At 73.0% G+C, this 15,921-nt stretch carries 18 protein-coding genes; 5 read left to right on the top strand and 13 right to left on the bottom strand.

What is annotated here, in order from left to right:
- The first annotated feature begins 5 nt into the window (after nucleotides 1–5).
- Entirely contained in the window at nucleotides 6–761 is a 756-nt protein-coding gene (locus tag ACWDGI_RS26835; RefSeq protein WP_450763101.1) for an SDR family oxidoreductase, read from the top strand.
- Nucleotides 762–879: 118 nt separating this feature from the next.
- A complete protein-coding gene (locus tag ACWDGI_RS26830) occupies nucleotides 880–1,656 on the top strand; it encodes an SDR family oxidoreductase (RefSeq protein ID WP_450763099.1) in 777 nt (258 codons plus the stop codon).
- 89 nt (nucleotides 1,657–1,745) lie between these two features.
- Here ACWDGI_RS26830 and ACWDGI_RS26825 read toward each other — a convergent pair whose 3' ends face one another.
- From ACWDGI_RS26825 to ACWDGI_RS26800, 6 genes are all read right to left on the bottom strand, one after another.
- Nucleotides 1,746–2,642, bottom strand: a complete 897-nt coding sequence (locus ACWDGI_RS26825) for a LysR family transcriptional regulator (RefSeq protein WP_450763097.1) — start codon at nucleotides 2,640–2,642, stop codon at nucleotides 1,746–1,748.
- Nucleotides 2,643–2,817: 175 nt separating this feature from the next.
- Entirely contained in the window at nucleotides 2,818–3,396 is a 579-nt protein-coding gene (amaP, locus tag ACWDGI_RS26820) for an alkaline shock response membrane anchor protein AmaP (protein WP_450763216.1), read from the bottom strand.
- A gap of 2 nt (nucleotides 3,397–3,398) precedes the next feature.
- Entirely contained in the window at nucleotides 3,399–4,004 is a 606-nt protein-coding gene (locus ACWDGI_RS26815; protein ID WP_450763095.1) for a DUF6286 domain-containing protein, read from the bottom strand.
- A complete protein-coding gene (locus ACWDGI_RS26810; protein WP_450763093.1) occupies nucleotides 4,004–4,363 on the bottom strand; it encodes an Asp23/Gls24 family envelope stress response protein in 360 nt (119 codons plus the stop codon). The genes ACWDGI_RS26815 and ACWDGI_RS26810 overlap by 1 nt, the downstream gene beginning before the upstream one ends.
- Complete coding sequence (locus ACWDGI_RS26805; RefSeq protein WP_360481506.1) at nucleotides 4,360–4,554, bottom strand: hypothetical protein; 195 nt, start codon at nucleotides 4,552–4,554, stop codon at nucleotides 4,360–4,362. Before ACWDGI_RS26805 ends, ACWDGI_RS26810 begins: the two co-directional genes overlap by 4 nt.
- A 19-nt stretch (nucleotides 4,555–4,573) precedes the next feature.
- The gene (locus ACWDGI_RS26800) at nucleotides 4,574–5,047 is read right to left on the bottom strand and encodes an Asp23/Gls24 family envelope stress response protein (protein WP_450763091.1); all 474 of its coding nucleotides are present in this window, start codon (nucleotides 5,045–5,047) and stop codon (nucleotides 4,574–4,576) included.
- A gap of 87 nt (nucleotides 5,048–5,134) precedes the next feature.
- Between ACWDGI_RS26800 and ACWDGI_RS26795 the strand changes: the two genes are divergently transcribed.
- Nucleotides 5,135–5,833, top strand: a complete 699-nt coding sequence (locus ACWDGI_RS26795; RefSeq protein WP_450763089.1) for a nucleopolyhedrovirus P10 family protein — start codon at nucleotides 5,135–5,137, stop codon at nucleotides 5,831–5,833.
- Between the two features lie 208 nt (nucleotides 5,834–6,041).
- Here the strand turns inward: ACWDGI_RS26795 and ACWDGI_RS26790 are convergent, their stop codons facing one another.
- From ACWDGI_RS26790 to ACWDGI_RS26775, 4 genes are all read right to left on the bottom strand, one after another.
- Entirely contained in the window at nucleotides 6,042–6,845 is an 804-nt protein-coding gene (locus ACWDGI_RS26790) for an enoyl-CoA hydratase/isomerase family protein (protein ID WP_450763087.1), read from the bottom strand.
- 128 nt (nucleotides 6,846–6,973) lie between these two features.
- The gene (locus ACWDGI_RS26785; RefSeq protein ID WP_046727957.1) at nucleotides 6,974–7,192 is read right to left on the bottom strand and encodes a helix-turn-helix domain-containing protein; all 219 of its coding nucleotides are present in this window, start codon (nucleotides 7,190–7,192) and stop codon (nucleotides 6,974–6,976) included.
- A gap of 404 nt (nucleotides 7,193–7,596) precedes the next feature.
- Entirely contained in the window at nucleotides 7,597–9,195 is a 1,599-nt protein-coding gene (locus tag ACWDGI_RS26780) for an ABC-F family ATP-binding cassette domain-containing protein (protein ID WP_450763084.1), read from the bottom strand.
- Between the two features lie 92 nt (nucleotides 9,196–9,287).
- A complete protein-coding gene (locus tag ACWDGI_RS26775; RefSeq protein ID WP_450763082.1) occupies nucleotides 9,288–10,202 on the bottom strand; it encodes a hypothetical protein in 915 nt (304 codons plus the stop codon).
- A 207-nt stretch (nucleotides 10,203–10,409) separates the two neighbouring features.
- On the opposite strand from ACWDGI_RS26775, the gene ypfJ reads away from it, so the two are divergent.
- On the top strand, nucleotides 10,410–11,300 hold the full coding sequence (gene ypfJ, locus ACWDGI_RS26770; protein WP_450763080.1) for a KPN_02809 family neutral zinc metallopeptidase: 891 nt from the start codon (nucleotides 10,410–10,412) through the stop codon (nucleotides 11,298–11,300).
- A gap of 246 nt (nucleotides 11,301–11,546) precedes the next feature.
- On the top strand, nucleotides 11,547–11,960 hold the full coding sequence (locus ACWDGI_RS26765; protein ID WP_450763079.1) for a VOC family protein: 414 nt from the start codon (nucleotides 11,547–11,549) through the stop codon (nucleotides 11,958–11,960).
- Nucleotides 11,961–11,982: 22 nt separating this feature from the next.
- Here ACWDGI_RS26765 and ACWDGI_RS26760 read toward each other — a convergent pair whose 3' ends face one another.
- The 3 genes from ACWDGI_RS26760 to ACWDGI_RS26750 form a co-directional block, all read right to left on the bottom strand.
- The gene (locus ACWDGI_RS26760; protein ID WP_450763077.1) at nucleotides 11,983–13,458 is read right to left on the bottom strand and encodes a hypothetical protein; all 1,476 of its coding nucleotides are present in this window, start codon (nucleotides 13,456–13,458) and stop codon (nucleotides 11,983–11,985) included.
- A 256-nt stretch (nucleotides 13,459–13,714) separates the two neighbouring features.
- The gene (locus ACWDGI_RS26755) at nucleotides 13,715–14,842 is read right to left on the bottom strand and encodes an alpha/beta hydrolase family protein (RefSeq protein WP_450763075.1); all 1,128 of its coding nucleotides are present in this window, start codon (nucleotides 14,840–14,842) and stop codon (nucleotides 13,715–13,717) included.
- Between the two features lie 239 nt (nucleotides 14,843–15,081).
- Nucleotides 15,082–15,816 carry a class II aldolase/adducin family protein gene (locus ACWDGI_RS26750; protein WP_450763073.1) on the bottom strand — a complete coding sequence of 245 codons (735 nt, stop codon included), beginning with the start codon at nucleotides 15,814–15,816 and terminating at the stop codon, nucleotides 15,082–15,084.
- Between the last annotated feature and the right edge of the window lie 105 nt (nucleotides 15,817–15,921).

Here is a 15,921-nt window from a genome sequence, read left to right as displayed (position 1 = left end):
GAAGCATGGATCTTGGACTGAAGGACCGGGTGTACGTCGTCACCGGAGCGACCCGCGGGCTGGGCAACGCGACCGCGCGCGAGCTGGTCGCCGACGGGGCGAAGGTCGTGGTGACCGGACGGGACGAGAAGCGGGTCGCCGAGGCGGTGGCCGAGCTGGGACCGAACGCGGCCGGCATCGCCGTCGACAACGCGGACGAGGACGCTCCGGAGCGGGTGATCGCGGCGGCGCGTGAACGGTTCGGGCGGTTCGACGGCATTCTCGTGAGCGTGGGTGGGCCCCCCGCCGGTTTCATCGCCGACAACACGGACGAGGAGTGGCAGACCGCTTACGAGGCGGTGTTCCTGGGAGCCGTACGGCTCGCCCGCGCGGCCGCGGCCGAGCTGGCGGACGGCGGTGTCATCGGGTTCGTGCTGTCCGGGTCGGTGTACGAGCCGATTCCCGGGCTGACGATCTCGAACGCGCTGCGGCCGGGGCTCGCCGGGTTCGCCAAGTCGCTGGCGGACGAGTTGGGGCCGCGCGGGATCCGGGTGGTGGGGCTGCTGCCGTCGCGGATCGACACGGACCGGGCGCGGGCGCTGGACGCGCTGTCGGCCGACCCCGAGGCCACCCGGATGGAGAACGAGTCCCGGATCCCGCTGCGGCGGTACGGCACGCCGGAGGAGTTCGGCCGGGTGGGCGCGTTCCTGCTGTCGCCGGGGGCGTCCTATCTGACGGGGATCATGGTGCCCGTCGACGGGGGCATGCGGCACGGTTTCTGACGGTCGGCACGCCATAGGGATTCCCTATGGCGGTCGCTGCTATTTCGTCTTTGCCTCTGGTTCTTTTCCCTCCGTACCGTGAACAGCGAACGGAAACGCGAGGGAAAGGATCGGTGGCATGGCCACGATCGAGAACGGATCGGAAACACGGGAACTCGCCGGAAAGCGGGCCCTCGTCACGGGTGGTACTCGCGGAATCGGCGCGGCTGTGGTGCGCCGGCTCCTGGACGCGGGCGCCGAGGTGCTCACCACCGCCAGGTCGGCGTCGGCCACGGTGCCGGAGGGGGCCGCCTTCGTGGCGGCCGACGTGCGGAACCGGGCCGGTGCCAAGGCGCTCGCCGAGGCTACGCGGGAGGTGCTCGGCGGAGTGGACATCCTGGTCCACAACGCGGGCGGGGCCCGACCGTACGAGGGCACTTCGGCCGTCCCCGACGAGGAGTGGCAGGACGCTCTGGACCTCAACTTCCTGGCGTCGGTGCGGCTGGACTCGCTGCTGGTACCCGGGATGCGGGAGCGGCGTTCCGGGGCGATCGTGCATGTCTCGTCGGCCGCGGTGCTCACCCCGGTCGCGCCGTTCCTGCACTACACGGCGGCGAAGGCGGCGCTGGAGAACTACAGCCGGGGACTGGCCTCGGAGCAGGCCCCGTTCGGGATCCGGGTCAACACCGTGACCCCCGGCAGGGTCGCCACCCCCGGCGGTGAGGAGGCACGGGAGCAGTGGGCTCGACTGGACCTGAAGCCGGGCACCGTCAACGCCGGCGACACGGCCCCGCTGGGGCGCGAGGGCCGGCCCGACGACATCGCCCACGCGGTGCTGTTCCTCGCCTCCGAACGGGCCGGCTGGCTGACCGGAAGCAATCTCATCGTGGACGGCGGCGAATTCCCCCGGGGCTGACGCCCACGGAATTCCGGGGCTGATTTCCGCAACAGGAATACGGTGACGATTCCAGCGGAATCCGGTGGCGCCCGCGTCCTTCCCGGCCGTCAGGAAATCGGCGCGAAGAACGCGGAATCGGACCAGTTCTCCTTGCGCAGGAATTCGAGCAGGGCCGCCTCCGCCGGGCCCGCGCCGGGCCGGAGCACGGCGATGACGGGCCGGGACACGACCGGGAACACCGGGCGTACCAGATGCTCGTGGCCCTGGGGCACCGCGGAGGCCGGGACGAGCGTCACCCCGAGCCCGTGGGCGGCCCAGCGTACGGCCGTCGCCGTCTGGGACACCCGGGCGGCCGTGGCCGGGGCCAGTCCGTTGGTCCGCAGCACGTCCAGCAGCACGGCGTCGAGCGCGCTGTCACGGTCGAAGCGCACCCACGGCTCCCCCGCCAGTGCGCGCAAGTCGACGCGGTCCGCGGCGAGTTGCGGGTGCCCGGCGCCCAGCACCACGACGAACTCCTCGTCGCCGAGGCGGTGGGCGTCGGAGGGGGGCCGCTCGCACGCCGCCATCAGGGCGAGGTTGAGCACGCCCTGGCGGCACAGCCGCTCCAGTTCGGCGGAGCCCGGCTCCTCGAAGACGGTGATCTCCAGGCGCGGGTAGCGGTGGCGCAGCCCGCCGAGCGCGCCCGGCAGCTGCCGCGTGCCGAAGCCCATCTGCACGGCGACCACCAGCTCGCCCACCAGTTCGTCGGCACCGCCCCGCGCCGTCGCCCGCGCCCGTCGTGCCGCGCTCACCGCGACCTCGGCCTCCCGCAGGAAGGCCCGGCCGACGACGGTGGGCACCAGTCCGGTAGGCGTACGGGCGAACAGCTCCACGCCGAGTTCCCGCTCGAGGGCGCGGATCTGCTGGGACATCGAGGGCTGGGCGACGCGCAGCCGCTCCGCGGCCGCGGTCACCGAGCCCTCCTCGGCAACGGCCAGGGCGTACTCGAACTGACGAAGGCTCATCGGCTCCCGTCCCCTCCCGCTGTCCCGAGGTCATCACTGCAAGGACGGACAACCCGGTTCCGCGGGCGGAGATTCCCGCGGCCGCGGCCGGCGCCGACGGCGTCTCCGGTGCCGACGGCGTCTCCGGTGCCGACGGCGTCTCCGGTGCCGTGCGTCCGGCAGGCCGGACGCTGTCTCAGGTGACCCTCTCCACGCGGTGTTTCACGGAGGTCAGCCGGACCTCCGCCGGGAGCTTCTTCAAAGCTGCCGAATCCCGGGCGTGGGCCAGTGCCTGGGTGGTGAGGCCGTCGAGGGCCTCCCGCGGTGGCACGTCCGGGTCCAGCTGGAGCCAGACCCGTACCTCCGGAGCCGTCCGCCTGCCCCTGAGCACCGCGTGGGCGTGGGCGACGCCCTGCTGGTGGGCCGCGTCGGTCGCCAGCACCGTCTCCAGAGCCCTGCCGCGCAGCAGCGCGCCCTCACCGTCGCCGGTGTCCACCAGGACCTCGGTCAGACGGCGTCGGCGCAGTTGTGCGGTCAGCCACCACAGGGACAGCAGGAGCAGGACCGCCAGAGCGGCCAGAACCGTCGGCCACCACCAGCCCGCTCCACGCCAGTGGGTGCGTTCGGCGGTGGTGAGGAGGACGTCGTGGCGGCCGTCGTGGATCCACCAGGAGGGGGGCGGGGCGCCGAGGCCGACGGCCAGGACCGCGCCGCCCAGGGCCAGGAGCACCAGGCCCGCCAGACCGATCAGTACGCGGTTGATCGCCGTGAGCATCGTCATCCCTTCCGTCCGGGGCGGACGACGTGCAGGGTCAGCCTGGGCGGGTGGGCCAGGCCCAGGCCGTGGATGGCGTCGGTGAGTGCCACGTCCAGGTCGGCCCGCACCTCGTCGAGTTCACGGAAGTGGGAGACGGCGAGGACATGGGCGCGGGAGCGGTGCAGTCGTACGCGGACCCGGCGTACGCCCGAGATCTCCATGGCCCGGTCGCGCAGCGCCATCGCGGCCGCGTCGCGGCGCAACCCGGCGCGGACGTCGGGGTGGCTGCGGCGCATCGGCAGGACGTCCCGCAGGCCCGGCGTGACGGCCAGGGTCAGCAGCCATACGCCGAGGGCGGCGGCGATGCCCGCGCCGACCAGGACCCAGGTGTCGTCGAGGGGGCGCGTCGCGAGTTGCCGGGCCAGTGCGCGGCGCCAGTGCATCGCGGGGTGGCGGGCCCGTACGGCCCCGATGTCGTAGAGGAAGGCGACCGCCGTCACCAGGAGAACGACGGCGGCCAGGGCCGCGGGTGTGCGGCGCGGCGACCAGAAGCGGGCCGCGTGGCCGGCCGGGGGCGGCGCGGCCTCGGGTGGCTTCTCTATGACCTGTGTCTGCTCGGTGCTCATCACGTCCTCCCCTGGGGCTGGGCCGGGTGCAGCCGTTCGACGTGTACGGCGACCTCCCGGACCTCCATGTCCACCAACGCGCCTACCCGCTCGACCACATGCCGACGCACAGTCGCGCACCGGGCGCCGATGTCCGACGGATAGTCCAGTTCGAGGTGGACGCGGACGCGGGCGGTGCCGTGGTGGACCGCCACCGTGGCGTGCGGAGGTACGGCGTCCTCGGGGAGGGGGCCGAGGGCCTCGCGGGCCGCCTGCGCCGCGATCTTCGCCACCACCCGGTCGGCGATCCGGACGGCCCCGCGCTCGCCGGGCGCCACGACCGTCGCGGGCCTGCGCGACTCACCGCGCGCGGTGGTCATCGCCGCCGGTCACGCCGGTCGTCGCGACCGCGGAAGAAGTCACCGAGTTCGAGGTCTCCCTCCGCGAGCCTGCCGACGACGAACCCGACGGCCCCCAGCGCCGCCACCAGCAGGAAGGCGCCGAAGCCGCCGAAGTACCCGGCGAAGCCCAGCGCCATGCCGGCGATCATGCCGACCACGGCCAAGCTCATGGTGCGTTCCCCTCAGCCGTCACTGAAGCCGGGACTCCGGCTCCTCTTCCTCTTCCTCGGGCAGCTTCACATCACTCACCGCGATGTTGACCTCGACCACTTCGAGCCCGGTCATGCGCTCCACGGCCGCGATCACGTTCTCCCGTACCGCACGGGCCACATCCGCGATCGAGACGCCGTAGTCCACGACGATCTCCAGGTCGAGCGCGGTCTGCACCTCGCCGACCTCGGCCTTCACACCGCGGGTGACCGACTTGGAGCCGCCCGGCACCCGGTCGCGCACCACACCGAAGGTGCGGGCCAGTCCGCTGCCCATCGCGTGTACGCCGACGACGTCCCGGGCCGCCAGTCCGGCGATCTTCTCCACCACACCGTCGGCGATCGTGGTCCGCCCCCGGGTCGACGGGTCACCGCCACCGCGTCTGACGGTCTTCCGGGTCTGTACTGTCGGGTCCTTCGGCTCCTGCTCCGGCTCCGCCGTCGTCTCCGTCATCGCCGTGCGCCCCTTCCGGTCGTCGTCCTGCGACCAAGGTAAGTGCGGATGCCCTGTCATGCCCCGGTGATGCGGCAGGCTGGAGCAATGACGGCGGACCGGTGGACAGACGCGGTACGGCATCCCCTGGGCTCGGGCAGGCTGCTCCCGCTGGGCGGGCGGCACGACGGTGCGTGGGTGACGGAACCGGTGGCCGACGCGGTGCTGCGCCGGGCGGCGGCCGGGGTGCCGGGGGTGCGGCTGGGGGCGGTACGGATCGCGCCCGCGGATCCGGAGGACGTCGAGGAACCCGTCGTACCGCCGCCGCCCGGTGCCGTGCCGCCGGGGCCGCTGCGGGTGGCGGCGGACTTCGCGGCGACGGCCGCCGAGCCGCTGCCGACGACGGCGGCACGGCTGCGCCGGGCGCTGGCGGTCGCGGCGACGGCACGGCTCGGGCTGGTGGTGGCCGAGGTGGACCTGCGGGTGACCGACCTCCTGACGGCGGACCGGACGGAGCCGGCGGCCGTACGTCCGCCCCGGCCGCCGTCGGTCCGGGAGGGCAGGGATCCGGACGGGGCACGGGTGACGGCGGCGGCGCTGGCGGTGCCGGGGGTGGCGCGGGTGACGGGGGCACTGAGCCGGGAGGTGCACTTCGAGGCGGCGTTGCCGCGCCGGCATGTGCGGGTGGAGGTGGCGCTGACCGACGGGCCCAGGGCCGTGGACGTGGCGAGGGGGGTCCGTACAGCGGTCGGCGCGGCGCTGGAGGACCACCCCACGGTGGCCGTGCTGGTGACGGACGTCGGCTGAAGCGACCCTGAAGGGGCGCGGGGAGCCTGAGGCGCCTCGAAAGGGACGCAGGGAACCTGAAGCGCCTCGAAAGGGGCGCGGGAAGCCTGAAGCGCCTCGAAAGGGACGCGGCGAGCCTGAAGCGTCTCGAAAGGGGCGCGGGGCGGTTTCGATATGCGGCTGTCGCCGCGTGGGCGCGACCAGCCCCGCCCCACTCGCCCGCGCCGAACTACTCGCCCACGCCCGCCAAGTCCCGCAGCCGCCGGGCCTGAGCCTGCCGCTCGGCAGCCCGCTGGTCCTCGTAGGTACGGTCGCCGGCGCCCCGCAGCAGCGCCTTGGTCTCCACCACCGCGTCCCGGGGCGCGGCCAGCAGCGCCGCGGCAAGGTCGCGCACCGCGGCGTCGAGTTCGGCACCGGGCACCGCGAGGTTGGCGAGCCCGGAGGCCACCGCCTCCTCGGCCTGTACGAACCGTCCGGTCGCGCAGATCTCCAGCGCGCGGGCGTAGCCGACGAGAGAGACCAGCGGGTGGGTACCCGTGAGGTCCGGTACCAGGCCCAGGCTGGTCTCGCGCATGGCGAACTGCACGTCGTCCGCGACGACGCGCAGGTCACAGGCGAGGGCGAGCTGGAAGCCGGCCCCGATGGCGTGGCCCTGCACGGCGGCGATCGACACCAGGTCGTTGCGCCGCCACCAGGTGAACGCCTGCTGGTATTCGGCGATGGCCGCGTCGAGCCCGGCGTCGTCACGGCGCGCGAGTTCGATGAACGTCGGCTCGCCCGGGATCCCCTCCGGCGAGAACATCTGCCGGTCGAGGCCCGCGGAGAAGGACTGGCCCTCACCGCGCAGCACGACGACACGGACCGACCCCGGCAGCGACCGCCCGGCTTCGGCCAACGCCCGCCACAGCGCGGGGCTCTGGGCGTTTCGCTTGGCCGGGTTGGTCAGCGTCACCGTGGCGAGCGCGTCGTCCACGGTGAGCCGTACGCCGTCCTTGTCGAGAACAGGAACGAGATCCTGGTCGGGCGAAGCCATGGGGCGCCTCCGATGTGTGCGGTCATCACGCATTGCCGTACGGCATGCTAAGTGACTGCACAGTAACCACCCGGCCGATCAGTCGGCCGACCGGGTGGCCACCATCGAAGCCGATGGGCCGCCCGGGGTCAGGACGCGGCTTTCTTGCCCCGCGTCGCCCCGCCACGCCCACGCAGCGTGACACCCGACTCACTGAGCATCCGGTGGACGAAGCCATACGAGCGGCCGGTTTCCTCGGCCAGTGCCCGAATGCTCGCACCGGAGTCGTACTTCTTCTTCAGGTCTGCCGCGAGCTTGTCGCGCGCGGCGCCGGTTACCCGGCTGCCCTTCTTCAGAGTCTCGGCCACCCGTGCCTCCTCATGGGAAGTGCGCTCTGGTCCCCTCATGATCACCCCTCCGGGGCGCGATGGCCACCCATTCGGCAAGGTCCGTGAGACATCGTTGTGACGACAGGAGCGCATCCCCACAAGCGGAATCCATGATTCCTAAGGGTGGTGTCCAAGGGGCCGAACGGGTTCTTCCGCGAAGTGCCAGGTCAGACACGGGAAGCGGCCGACCCCTTGTCGACAAAGGGATCGGCCGCGAAATCGGTGCATGACACACCTCGATACGAGGAGATCTCACACAGATGATGGATCACCGATAAGCCGAATGATCCATAGCCAGTGGATCAGGCATTCGATCAAGCGAGGACGACGAGACCGGCACGTGAGGACGAGGGCGCCGGCTCTCCCGGTTCTCCCCCCGGTTCTCAGGCGAGCGCGACCAGATCCGCGTAGTCGGCACCCCACAGGTCCTCGACACCGTCGGGGAGCAGGATGATCCGCTCGGGCTGCAGCGCCTCGACGGCGCCCTCGTCGTGCGTGACCAGGACGACCGCGCCCTTGTAGGTGCGCAGGGCGCCGAGGATCTCCTCGCGGCTGGCGGGGTCGAGGTTGTTGGTCGGCTCGTCCAGGAGCAGGACGTTCGCCGAGGAGACGACCAGGGTGGCGAGGGCGAGCCGGGTCTTCTCGCCGCCGGAGAGGACCCCGGCCGGCTTGTCGACGTCGTCGCCGGAGAACAGGAACGAGCCGAGCGTCTTGCGGACCTCGACGAGGTCCAGGTCGGGGGCCGCCGAGCGCATGTTCTCCAGGACCGTGCGCTCCGGGTCCAGGGTCTCGTGCTCCTGGGCGTAGTAGCCGAGCTTGAGGCCGTGCCCTTCGATGACCTCGCCGGTGTCGGGCTGCTCGACGCCGCCGAGCAGCCGCAGCAGGGTGGTCTTGCCGGCGCCGTTGAGACCCAGGATGACGACCCGGGAGCCCTTGTCGATGGCCAGGTCGACGTCGGTGAAGATCTCCAGCGAGCCGTACGACTTCGACAGGCCCTCGGCGGTCAGCGGGGTCTTGCCGCAGGGTGAGGGTTCCGGGAAGCGGAGCTTGGCGACCTTGTCGGAGACGCGGACGGCGTCCAGGCCGGACAGCAGCTTGTCGGCGCGGCGGGCCATGTTCTGCGCGGCGACCGTCTTGGTGGCCTTGGCGCGCATCTTGTCGGCCTGCGAGTGCAGCGCGGCCGCCTTCTTCTCGGCGTTGGCGCGCTCGCGCTTGCGGCGCTTCTCGTCGGCCTCGCGCTGCTGCTGGTAGAGCTTCCAGCCCATGTTGTAGACGTCGATCTGGGACCGGTTGGCGTCCAGGTAGAAGACCTTGTTGACGACCGTCTCGACCAGGTCGACGTCGTGGGAGATCACGATGAATCCGCCGCGGTAGGTCTTCAGGTAGTCGCGCAGCCAGACGATCGAGTCGGCGTCGAGGTGGTTGGTCGGCTCGTCCAGCAGGAGCGTGTCCGCGTCCGAGAACAGGATCCGGGCCAGCTCGATACGGCGGCGCTGACCGCCGGAGAGCGTGTGCAGGGGCTGGCCGAGCACCCGGTCGGGCAGGTTGAGCGCGGCGGCGATGGTGGCGGCCTCGGCCTCGGCGGAGTACCCGCCCTTGGTGAGGAACTCGGTCTCCTGGCGCTCGTACTGCCGCAGCGCCTTCTCGCGGGTGGCGCCCTGGCCGTTGGCGATGCGCTGCTCGTTCTCACGCATCTTGCGGATCAGTACGTCGAGGCCGCGTGCGGAGAGGATGCGGTCGCGGGCGAGCACGTCGAGGTCGCCGGTACGGGGGTCCTGCGGGAGGTAGCCGACCTCGCCGGAGCGGGTGACGGTGCCCGCGGCGGGGACGCCGTCGCCGGCCAGGACCTTGGTGAGGGTGGTCTTGCCGGCGCCGTTGCGGCCGACCAGACCGATGCGGTCACCCTTGGCGACACGGAAGGTGGCGTTCTCGATGAGGATGCGCGCACCGGCGCGCAGCTCGATACCGGAGGCGGAGATCACGGACAGACTCCAGGGCGTACGGGGTTTGACGGGTGGGCGGCTGAGGACGTTCCCGCCGTCTAATGCGCGAGGAGAATGGCCATGGGCCAAGTCTAACGGGGCGGCGCAAGCGCTTTTTCGGCGTGCGGGTGTTCGGGGCGGCTGCCGGGGAGGGCGTTGCCGAGGGGCGCGCGGTGCGGGGCGATCCGGCCCAGGTCGTCCACGGCGATGAGCTGCGCGGTCCAGGCGCCGTCCGCGCAGGGCTGGGCGACGAGCAGGGCGGTGCCGTGACGTACGGCACGTTCGGGGCGGAACGCGCAGCCCGCGTGGGCGGGCAGCACCCAGCGCAGGTCGCCGTCGGCGGTGCGGTACGCGGCGATGCGGGCCGGGGAGACGACCGCGAGGATGCCGCGGCCGAGGGGGCGCAGGACGCCGGTGCCGCCCTGTCGCCGGAGCCAGCCGGCGGCCGCGGGCAGGGCGCGGTGCCAGCGCACGGAACGGCCGTCGGTGTCGGTGACGAGCCCGTCGTCCCAGACGGCGATCGCGTGCCCGCGCGCGGGCAGCACGCTCAGCGGACGGCGCCCCACGCGCGCGTACCGCCACCGCAGGGTCCGTCCGTCGTACGCCTCGACCACCGCCCCGCGCGCGCGTGCGCTGTGCGCGGCCGGACCGGGGGTGAGGCGGTCGCCGTAGGGGGCGGGCCGGGTCTGCTGGACCACACCGAGGAGGGCACCGGTCAGGAGCACGGCGAGGGCGACAGGGAGGAGCCTGCGGGTGCGGAGCCTGCGCCGGAGGGGGCTCGGGAAGGGCCGGTCGGACGCGCGCACCGGCGGGCGGCCCGCGGGCGCGGGCATCGGGGCGGTCCCGCGCGGGCCGCCGATCGTGGGGGCCGGGTTCCGGGGGCGGTCGGCGGAGCGCACCGGGTTCCGGGGGCCGCCCGCGGCGGGGATCTGATCCCGGGGGACGCCGGCTCCGGGGACCGGGGCTGTGGTGGGCGGTGGGGTGCTCGTGTGGGGCAGTACGGGCACCGGGTCCCCCTTCGACGCCCGGCGGGCGTCCTTGTCGCATGGGTCAGGCGCAGAGCGTAGTCACGGCCGCGAGGCGGGGGCGGGCGTGACGCGGGGGCGGGACGGGACGTCGCCCGATCGGGCGTTCGCCGGTCCATCGGCGCGAAGTGCCGGCCGGGATGGCGCAAGGTGGAGGCAGGGGGCGGTGCGAGCGGAAGGCGGTGCCCTATGCAGTTCGACGACGACGCGAACCTGGACACCTCCGAGGTCCAGGACGTGCGCGGCAGCCGTGTGCCGGGCGGGAAGGCGACCATCGGCGGCGGCCTGGCCGGTCTGATCGCGCTGCTCCTCGGCCTGTTCTTCGGTGTCGGCCCCGACCAGCTCGGCCTCTCCTCCGGTGACAGCTCGCCCACGCCCGCCTCCTCCTCGCTGGCCCAGGTGCAGCAGAGCTGCCGTACCGGGCGGGACGCGAACACCAAGGACGACTGCCGGATGGTGGCGGTGGTCAACAGCGTGCAGGACTTCTGGAAGCAGGAGTTCCAGCAGCGCCGGGGCATCTACACGAACGCTCCGACGGTGTTCTTCACCGGCCGGGTCGGCACCGCGTGCGGTACGGCGACCTCGGCGGTCGGGCCGTTCTACTGCCCGGGCGACCGCAAGGTCTATCTGGACCTCGGCTTCTTCGACGAGCTGCGGTCCAAGTTCGGCGCGAGCGGCGGCCCGTTCGCCCAGGCGTACGTCGTGGCGCACGAGTACGGGCACCATGTGCAGGACCTGATGGGCACGTTGAGCCGGTCGCAGGACAACCTGACCGGCGTGAACAGCAATGCGGTCCGGGTGGAGCTCCAGGCCGACTGCTACGCCGGGGTGTGGGCGCGGCACGCGACGACCACGAAGGACGAGTCGACCGGCCGGCCCCTGATCACCAGCCTGACGGGCGCCGACATCCGGGACGGTCTCGACGCGGCGGCGGCCGTGGGCGACGACCGGATCCAGGAGCGGTTCCAGGGACGGGTGACGCCGGAGACCTGGACGCACGGGTCGGCGCAACAGCGCCAGGCGTGGTTCTACCAGGGGTACCGGACCGGGGACATGGCGCGGTGCGACACCTTCCGGTGAACCGGCACATCACCTTCCGGTGAACTGCTGCCACACCTTCCGATGAGCTGCTGCCATACCTTCCGATGAACTGCCGGCATGCCTTCCGATGAACTGATGAACCGATGGCCCCATGGGCCGCTGAGCCGCTGCCCCCGGCCGGCGCCGGCAGCGCGGGCCGGGGGCGTTGTCAGTGCCGGGTGCAAGACTGTGCAGCAGACCGGACGACGGCTTTCGGGGGACCGGCACACAAGGGGAGTGATCGGCATGGCAGGCACGACTGGCGGACGGCCGAGCATCTATCCGTCGCTGCTGTACGCGGACGCGAAGGCGGCGATCAAGCAACTGACGGAGGCCTTCGGCTTCACCGAGCTGTCGGTGTACGAGGGCGAGGACGGCACGGTGCTGCACGCCGAGCTGGTGCAGGGCAACGGCGCGATCATGCTGGGTTCCCAGGGCCGCGGCGGCCGTTTCGACGCGGCGATGGAGGGCGCGGGCCCGACCGGGGTGTACATCGTCGTGGACGACGTCGACGCACACCACCAGCGGGCCGTGGACCACGGCGTGGAGATCCTGATGCCCCCGACGGACCAGGACTACGGCTCGCGGGACTACATGGCCCGGGACGTCGAGGGCAATGTCTGGAGCTTCGGCACCTACGCCCCGGAGATAACGGCCTGACCTGCCCGCCCCGCCTCCGCCGTCAGCCGCCGGTGTGCACCTGGAAGGCGGCCCGGCGGACGGCTTTGGCGAGTGCCGGGTCGGGGTGGGCGGCGGCGAGGGCGACCAGGACCTGCACGGTGCGCGGATGACCGACGGCGCGCACCTCGTCGAGCAGGGCGGGGACGGTGGGTTGCAGCGCCGACTCCAGATGACGGACCAGCATCGGCGCCTCACCGTGGTCGGCGACCGCGGCGGCCGTGTCCACCCAGAGCCAGGTGGCCTCTTCGCGAGTGAGCACCTCATGGGCGTCCTCCGGGTCGGCCCCGTCGTGCTCGGCCAGCCACAGCAGGGCGTACGGCCGCAGGGTCGGCTCGTCGACGACCGCGTGGACGTCCGGTTCGGCGGGGGCGCCGACCACGCGCAGCGCCTCGAAGGCGAGACCGCGCAGCAGGGCGTCCTCGCCACGGGCGGCGGCGACGAGTTCGGCGACGGCGCTGCCGACGGGGCGGGCGGCGAGCCAGGCGCGGTACTCGGCGCGGGCGGCGTTGGGGCGGAGCTGGGCGCAGCCGCGCAGCATCTCCTCGGCGGCGACCTCGATGTTCCCGGCGGGGCTCTGTGCGGCCACGCAGATCTGCTCCAGCTTGACCCAGACCGCCCAGCTGCCCAGCGGGGTGAGGGTGGCCTGGCCGACGCCGTAGGTCAGCGCGCCGACGGAGGCGAGCGCGTGCAGGGACCAGTCGAGGAGGGGGGCGAGTTCGGCGTCCTCGGCGGGGGCGGGGTCGTCGGCCGGTGCGCGGTCCGCCAGGTCGGTGCGGGCGGCGGGCACGGTGGCGGCGGGCACGGCGGAGCCACCCCCGGCGCCGATCCCGGCCTCCGTCTCGTAGGGGACCTCGCAGCGCTCGGTGCGCAGTTCGGTGACCCGCTGTCGCAGCAGGTCCAGGAGCTGCTCGACCGGGACGGGACCGGCGGACAGCTGGAGGAAGGAGAGCACCTGGGGCATGGCCGAGACGACCTCGGCGACGGCGGCGGCCTCGAACTCCGCGGGCTCCGGATGGGCGAGCGACCAGGCGTCGAAGAGGGCGACCCAGCCGCGCAGCACGGCGCTGTCGTCGCGGTCCCAGGCACGCAGGCGCCAGCCGGGGCGTGCGCTGTCGCCGTGCACCTCGACCAGGCCGGCGAGGCGGGCGGTGTCCCAGTCGGCGCGGATCTGAGCCACGGTCAGGCCCAGATCGCCGGACGCGCGTTCGGCGGACGCCTCGGAGAGAGTGGCCTTGCCGTCGGCGGTCGCGCCGTCGCTGCCCGGCCCGAGGGCCGTGTCGGCCCAGTGGGCGACTCGGGCCGCTCCGGCCAGCCCGGACCGTGCCATTCTGGCCAGCTCGGCGGGGGCCGGGGTGCCCTCGGGTGGGCGGGGTGCGGGGCGACGCGCGGGCCGCTGGTTCGTCGCTCGGGGGGCTGCGGCCAGGGGTCGCGTTCGGACGAGTCGAAGCCTTGAGTCGCGCGGGATACGGGACGTCACGGGTGCAGTCTTCCGGTTGACGGTCCGAAAACCCAAACGGAATGTCACGGCGGGCGACGGGGCTGGCCAACGCACGGGACCCGCGGGGAGGCGAGGAGACATGTTCAGGCCAGTGGTACGGCCTTAAACGGAACCCGTGGGACCGACTGGAATCGGGGCTTCCGGCTTGTGTCGGGGCGAGGCCGGGGAAGGGTTGCGGGCGCGGGGAAAATCCCATCAAAAGTGTCAGGTCATATGAGAGGAGACATCAGGGGCATCACATCAGAGGCGTGAGAAATCGTCGCAGCCGTTCCTCGTAGCGCTCGGGGTCCGCGTTCCACATCGCGCCGTGCGGGGCGTCCGGCACGGTGTGCAGGGCGATGCGGTCGGGGCGCTGTGCGGCGAACCGGCGGGAGTACACCCAGGGGGCCACCGTGTCGTCCGGGCCGTGGACGATCAGGGTGGGCACGGTGAGCTGCTCCGGGTCGACGGGGTCGCCGACATGGTCGGCGTGCAGGCCGGCGCGGCCCTGGGCGGCGCGCACCGCGAGCGGAAGCAGCGGCTCGGGGATGTGCCGGGCCTGGGCCAGGGCGCGCAGGGTGGCCTCCCAGCTGAGCACCGGCGAGTCCAGGACCAGCCCGGAGACGCGCTCGCGCAGCGGCGAGTGGGCTACGGCGCGCAGCGCCATGGTGGCGCCGGTGGACCAGCCGTACAGGACGACACGGCGGGCGCCGTAGCGGACGGCGTAGCGGATCGCCGCGTCCAGGTCGCGCCACTCGCTCTCGCCGAGGTGGTTCAGGCCGTCCGGGGGGCGCGGGGCGCCGAGGTCGCCGCGGAAGGCGAGGGCGAGGACGGGCAGGCGCCGGCCGTGCAGGAACCGCATGACGTTCATGGGGAGCTCACGGGTGGTGCCGAGGCCGTGCACCGCGATCACCCAGGTGTCCCGGTAGCCGGGCACGAACCAGGCGGGCAGTGCCCCGAGTTCGCCGGGCAGGTCGATGTCGGCGTGGTCCAGGCCCAGGGCCGCGCCCGGGTTGCCGACGTGGACGTTGGGGGTGAGCCAGACCTTGTCGCCGGTTTCGAGGGTGCCGTGGGTCACGCTCTCCAGCCGCCGTACGACGGTGTCCGGGGTGTTCGCGGCGGACTCCAGGACGGCGCCGACGACCGCGTGCGAGCCGTCGCCGGCCAGGCCGTAGGTACCGGGGCGCAGCGAGGCCAGGTCCCGGGTGAGGGTGATGCGGCCGACCGTGCTGCCGTGCACGGTGAGCCGGGGCTCGGTGGGCAGGGGCCGGCCCGGCGGCGCCTTCAGCGCGGCATCACTGGCGAACCGCCCTGCGGCCACGCTGGCCGCGCCGGCGGCGAGTACGGCACCGACCGCGGCGGCCGTGACTTTGACTGGGCGCACCTGTCCAGTGTCGGGGCGGAGCGGGACGGCGGCCAGTGGAGGCGGGGCCGTTTGTCACGCGGGCGAAGCCGTCGAGGGGGGCGGGGCGAGTTCGGCACCGCCGGGGACGTACGTCGTGGCGTGGCGCCGTCGCGGCGGAGAAGGAATCGAGCAGCACGGAAAGAAGAAGCCCGAGCGCAGGGCGGGATGCGAGGGACGGACCCGACGAGGAGGACGCCCACGGGCCGGGCCGTTGGCGGCTATCGCCCTTGCTGGCCGTAGCCCCGAAGGCGCTCTCCCACCTCCGCCACCTGTTCCGGTGAGAGCAGGCTCGGGGTCAGGCCGGGGACGGCGGACGCCGTCAGCCACAGGCGGCACATCCACTCCAGCTGGGCCGTGCGGTCGTAGGCCTGGGTCAGGGTGGTGCCGTAGGTGATCGTGCCGTGGTTCTGGAGGAGGCAGCCGGAGCGTTCGGTCAAGGCGCGGAGCATGTTCTCGGCCAACTCGTCGGTGCCGTAGGTCGCATACGGGGCAACCCGGACGGCGCCGCCGAGCGCGGCGGACATGTAGTGGATCGCCGGAAGCTCCGGGACGAGCGTCGAGACGGCCGTCGCGTGCACGGCGTGGGTGTGCACGACGGCACCGGCGTCCGTGCCGCGGTAGATCGCGAGATGCATCGGCAGCTCGCTGGTCGGGACCAGGGCGCCCAGCACCTGGCGACCGGAGAGGTCGACGCCCGTCACGTCGTCCGGGGTGAGCCGGTCGTACGGCACGCCCGACGGCGTGACCAGCACGGTGTCGCCGACGCGGACCGAGACGTTGCCGGAGGTGCCGACGACCAGTCCGTCGGTCACGGTGCGGCAGGCGGTGGCGACGAGTTCGCGCCAGGCGCTCGCCTCCTCCGCGCGCACATCCCGTCTCCGCGGCTCCGACACACCCGGTGCGTCGCTGCGCCCACCCCGTCCGGCACGCTCGTCCCGCCACTGCTCAGTCATGGCCCGATCCTGTCAGGCGGTGCCCCAACCGGCTTGTACGGCAGGGCACTTTAGGCCGGACACCCCGAATTCAGTAGAGCGCAAATCCTCACAAAGCGCCCCATT

It is taken from the genome of Streptomyces sp. NPDC001220 (assembly GCF_053597895.1).
Note: the sequence above shows the minus strand (reverse complement) of the source record. Positions and strands in the feature narration are given on the sequence as shown.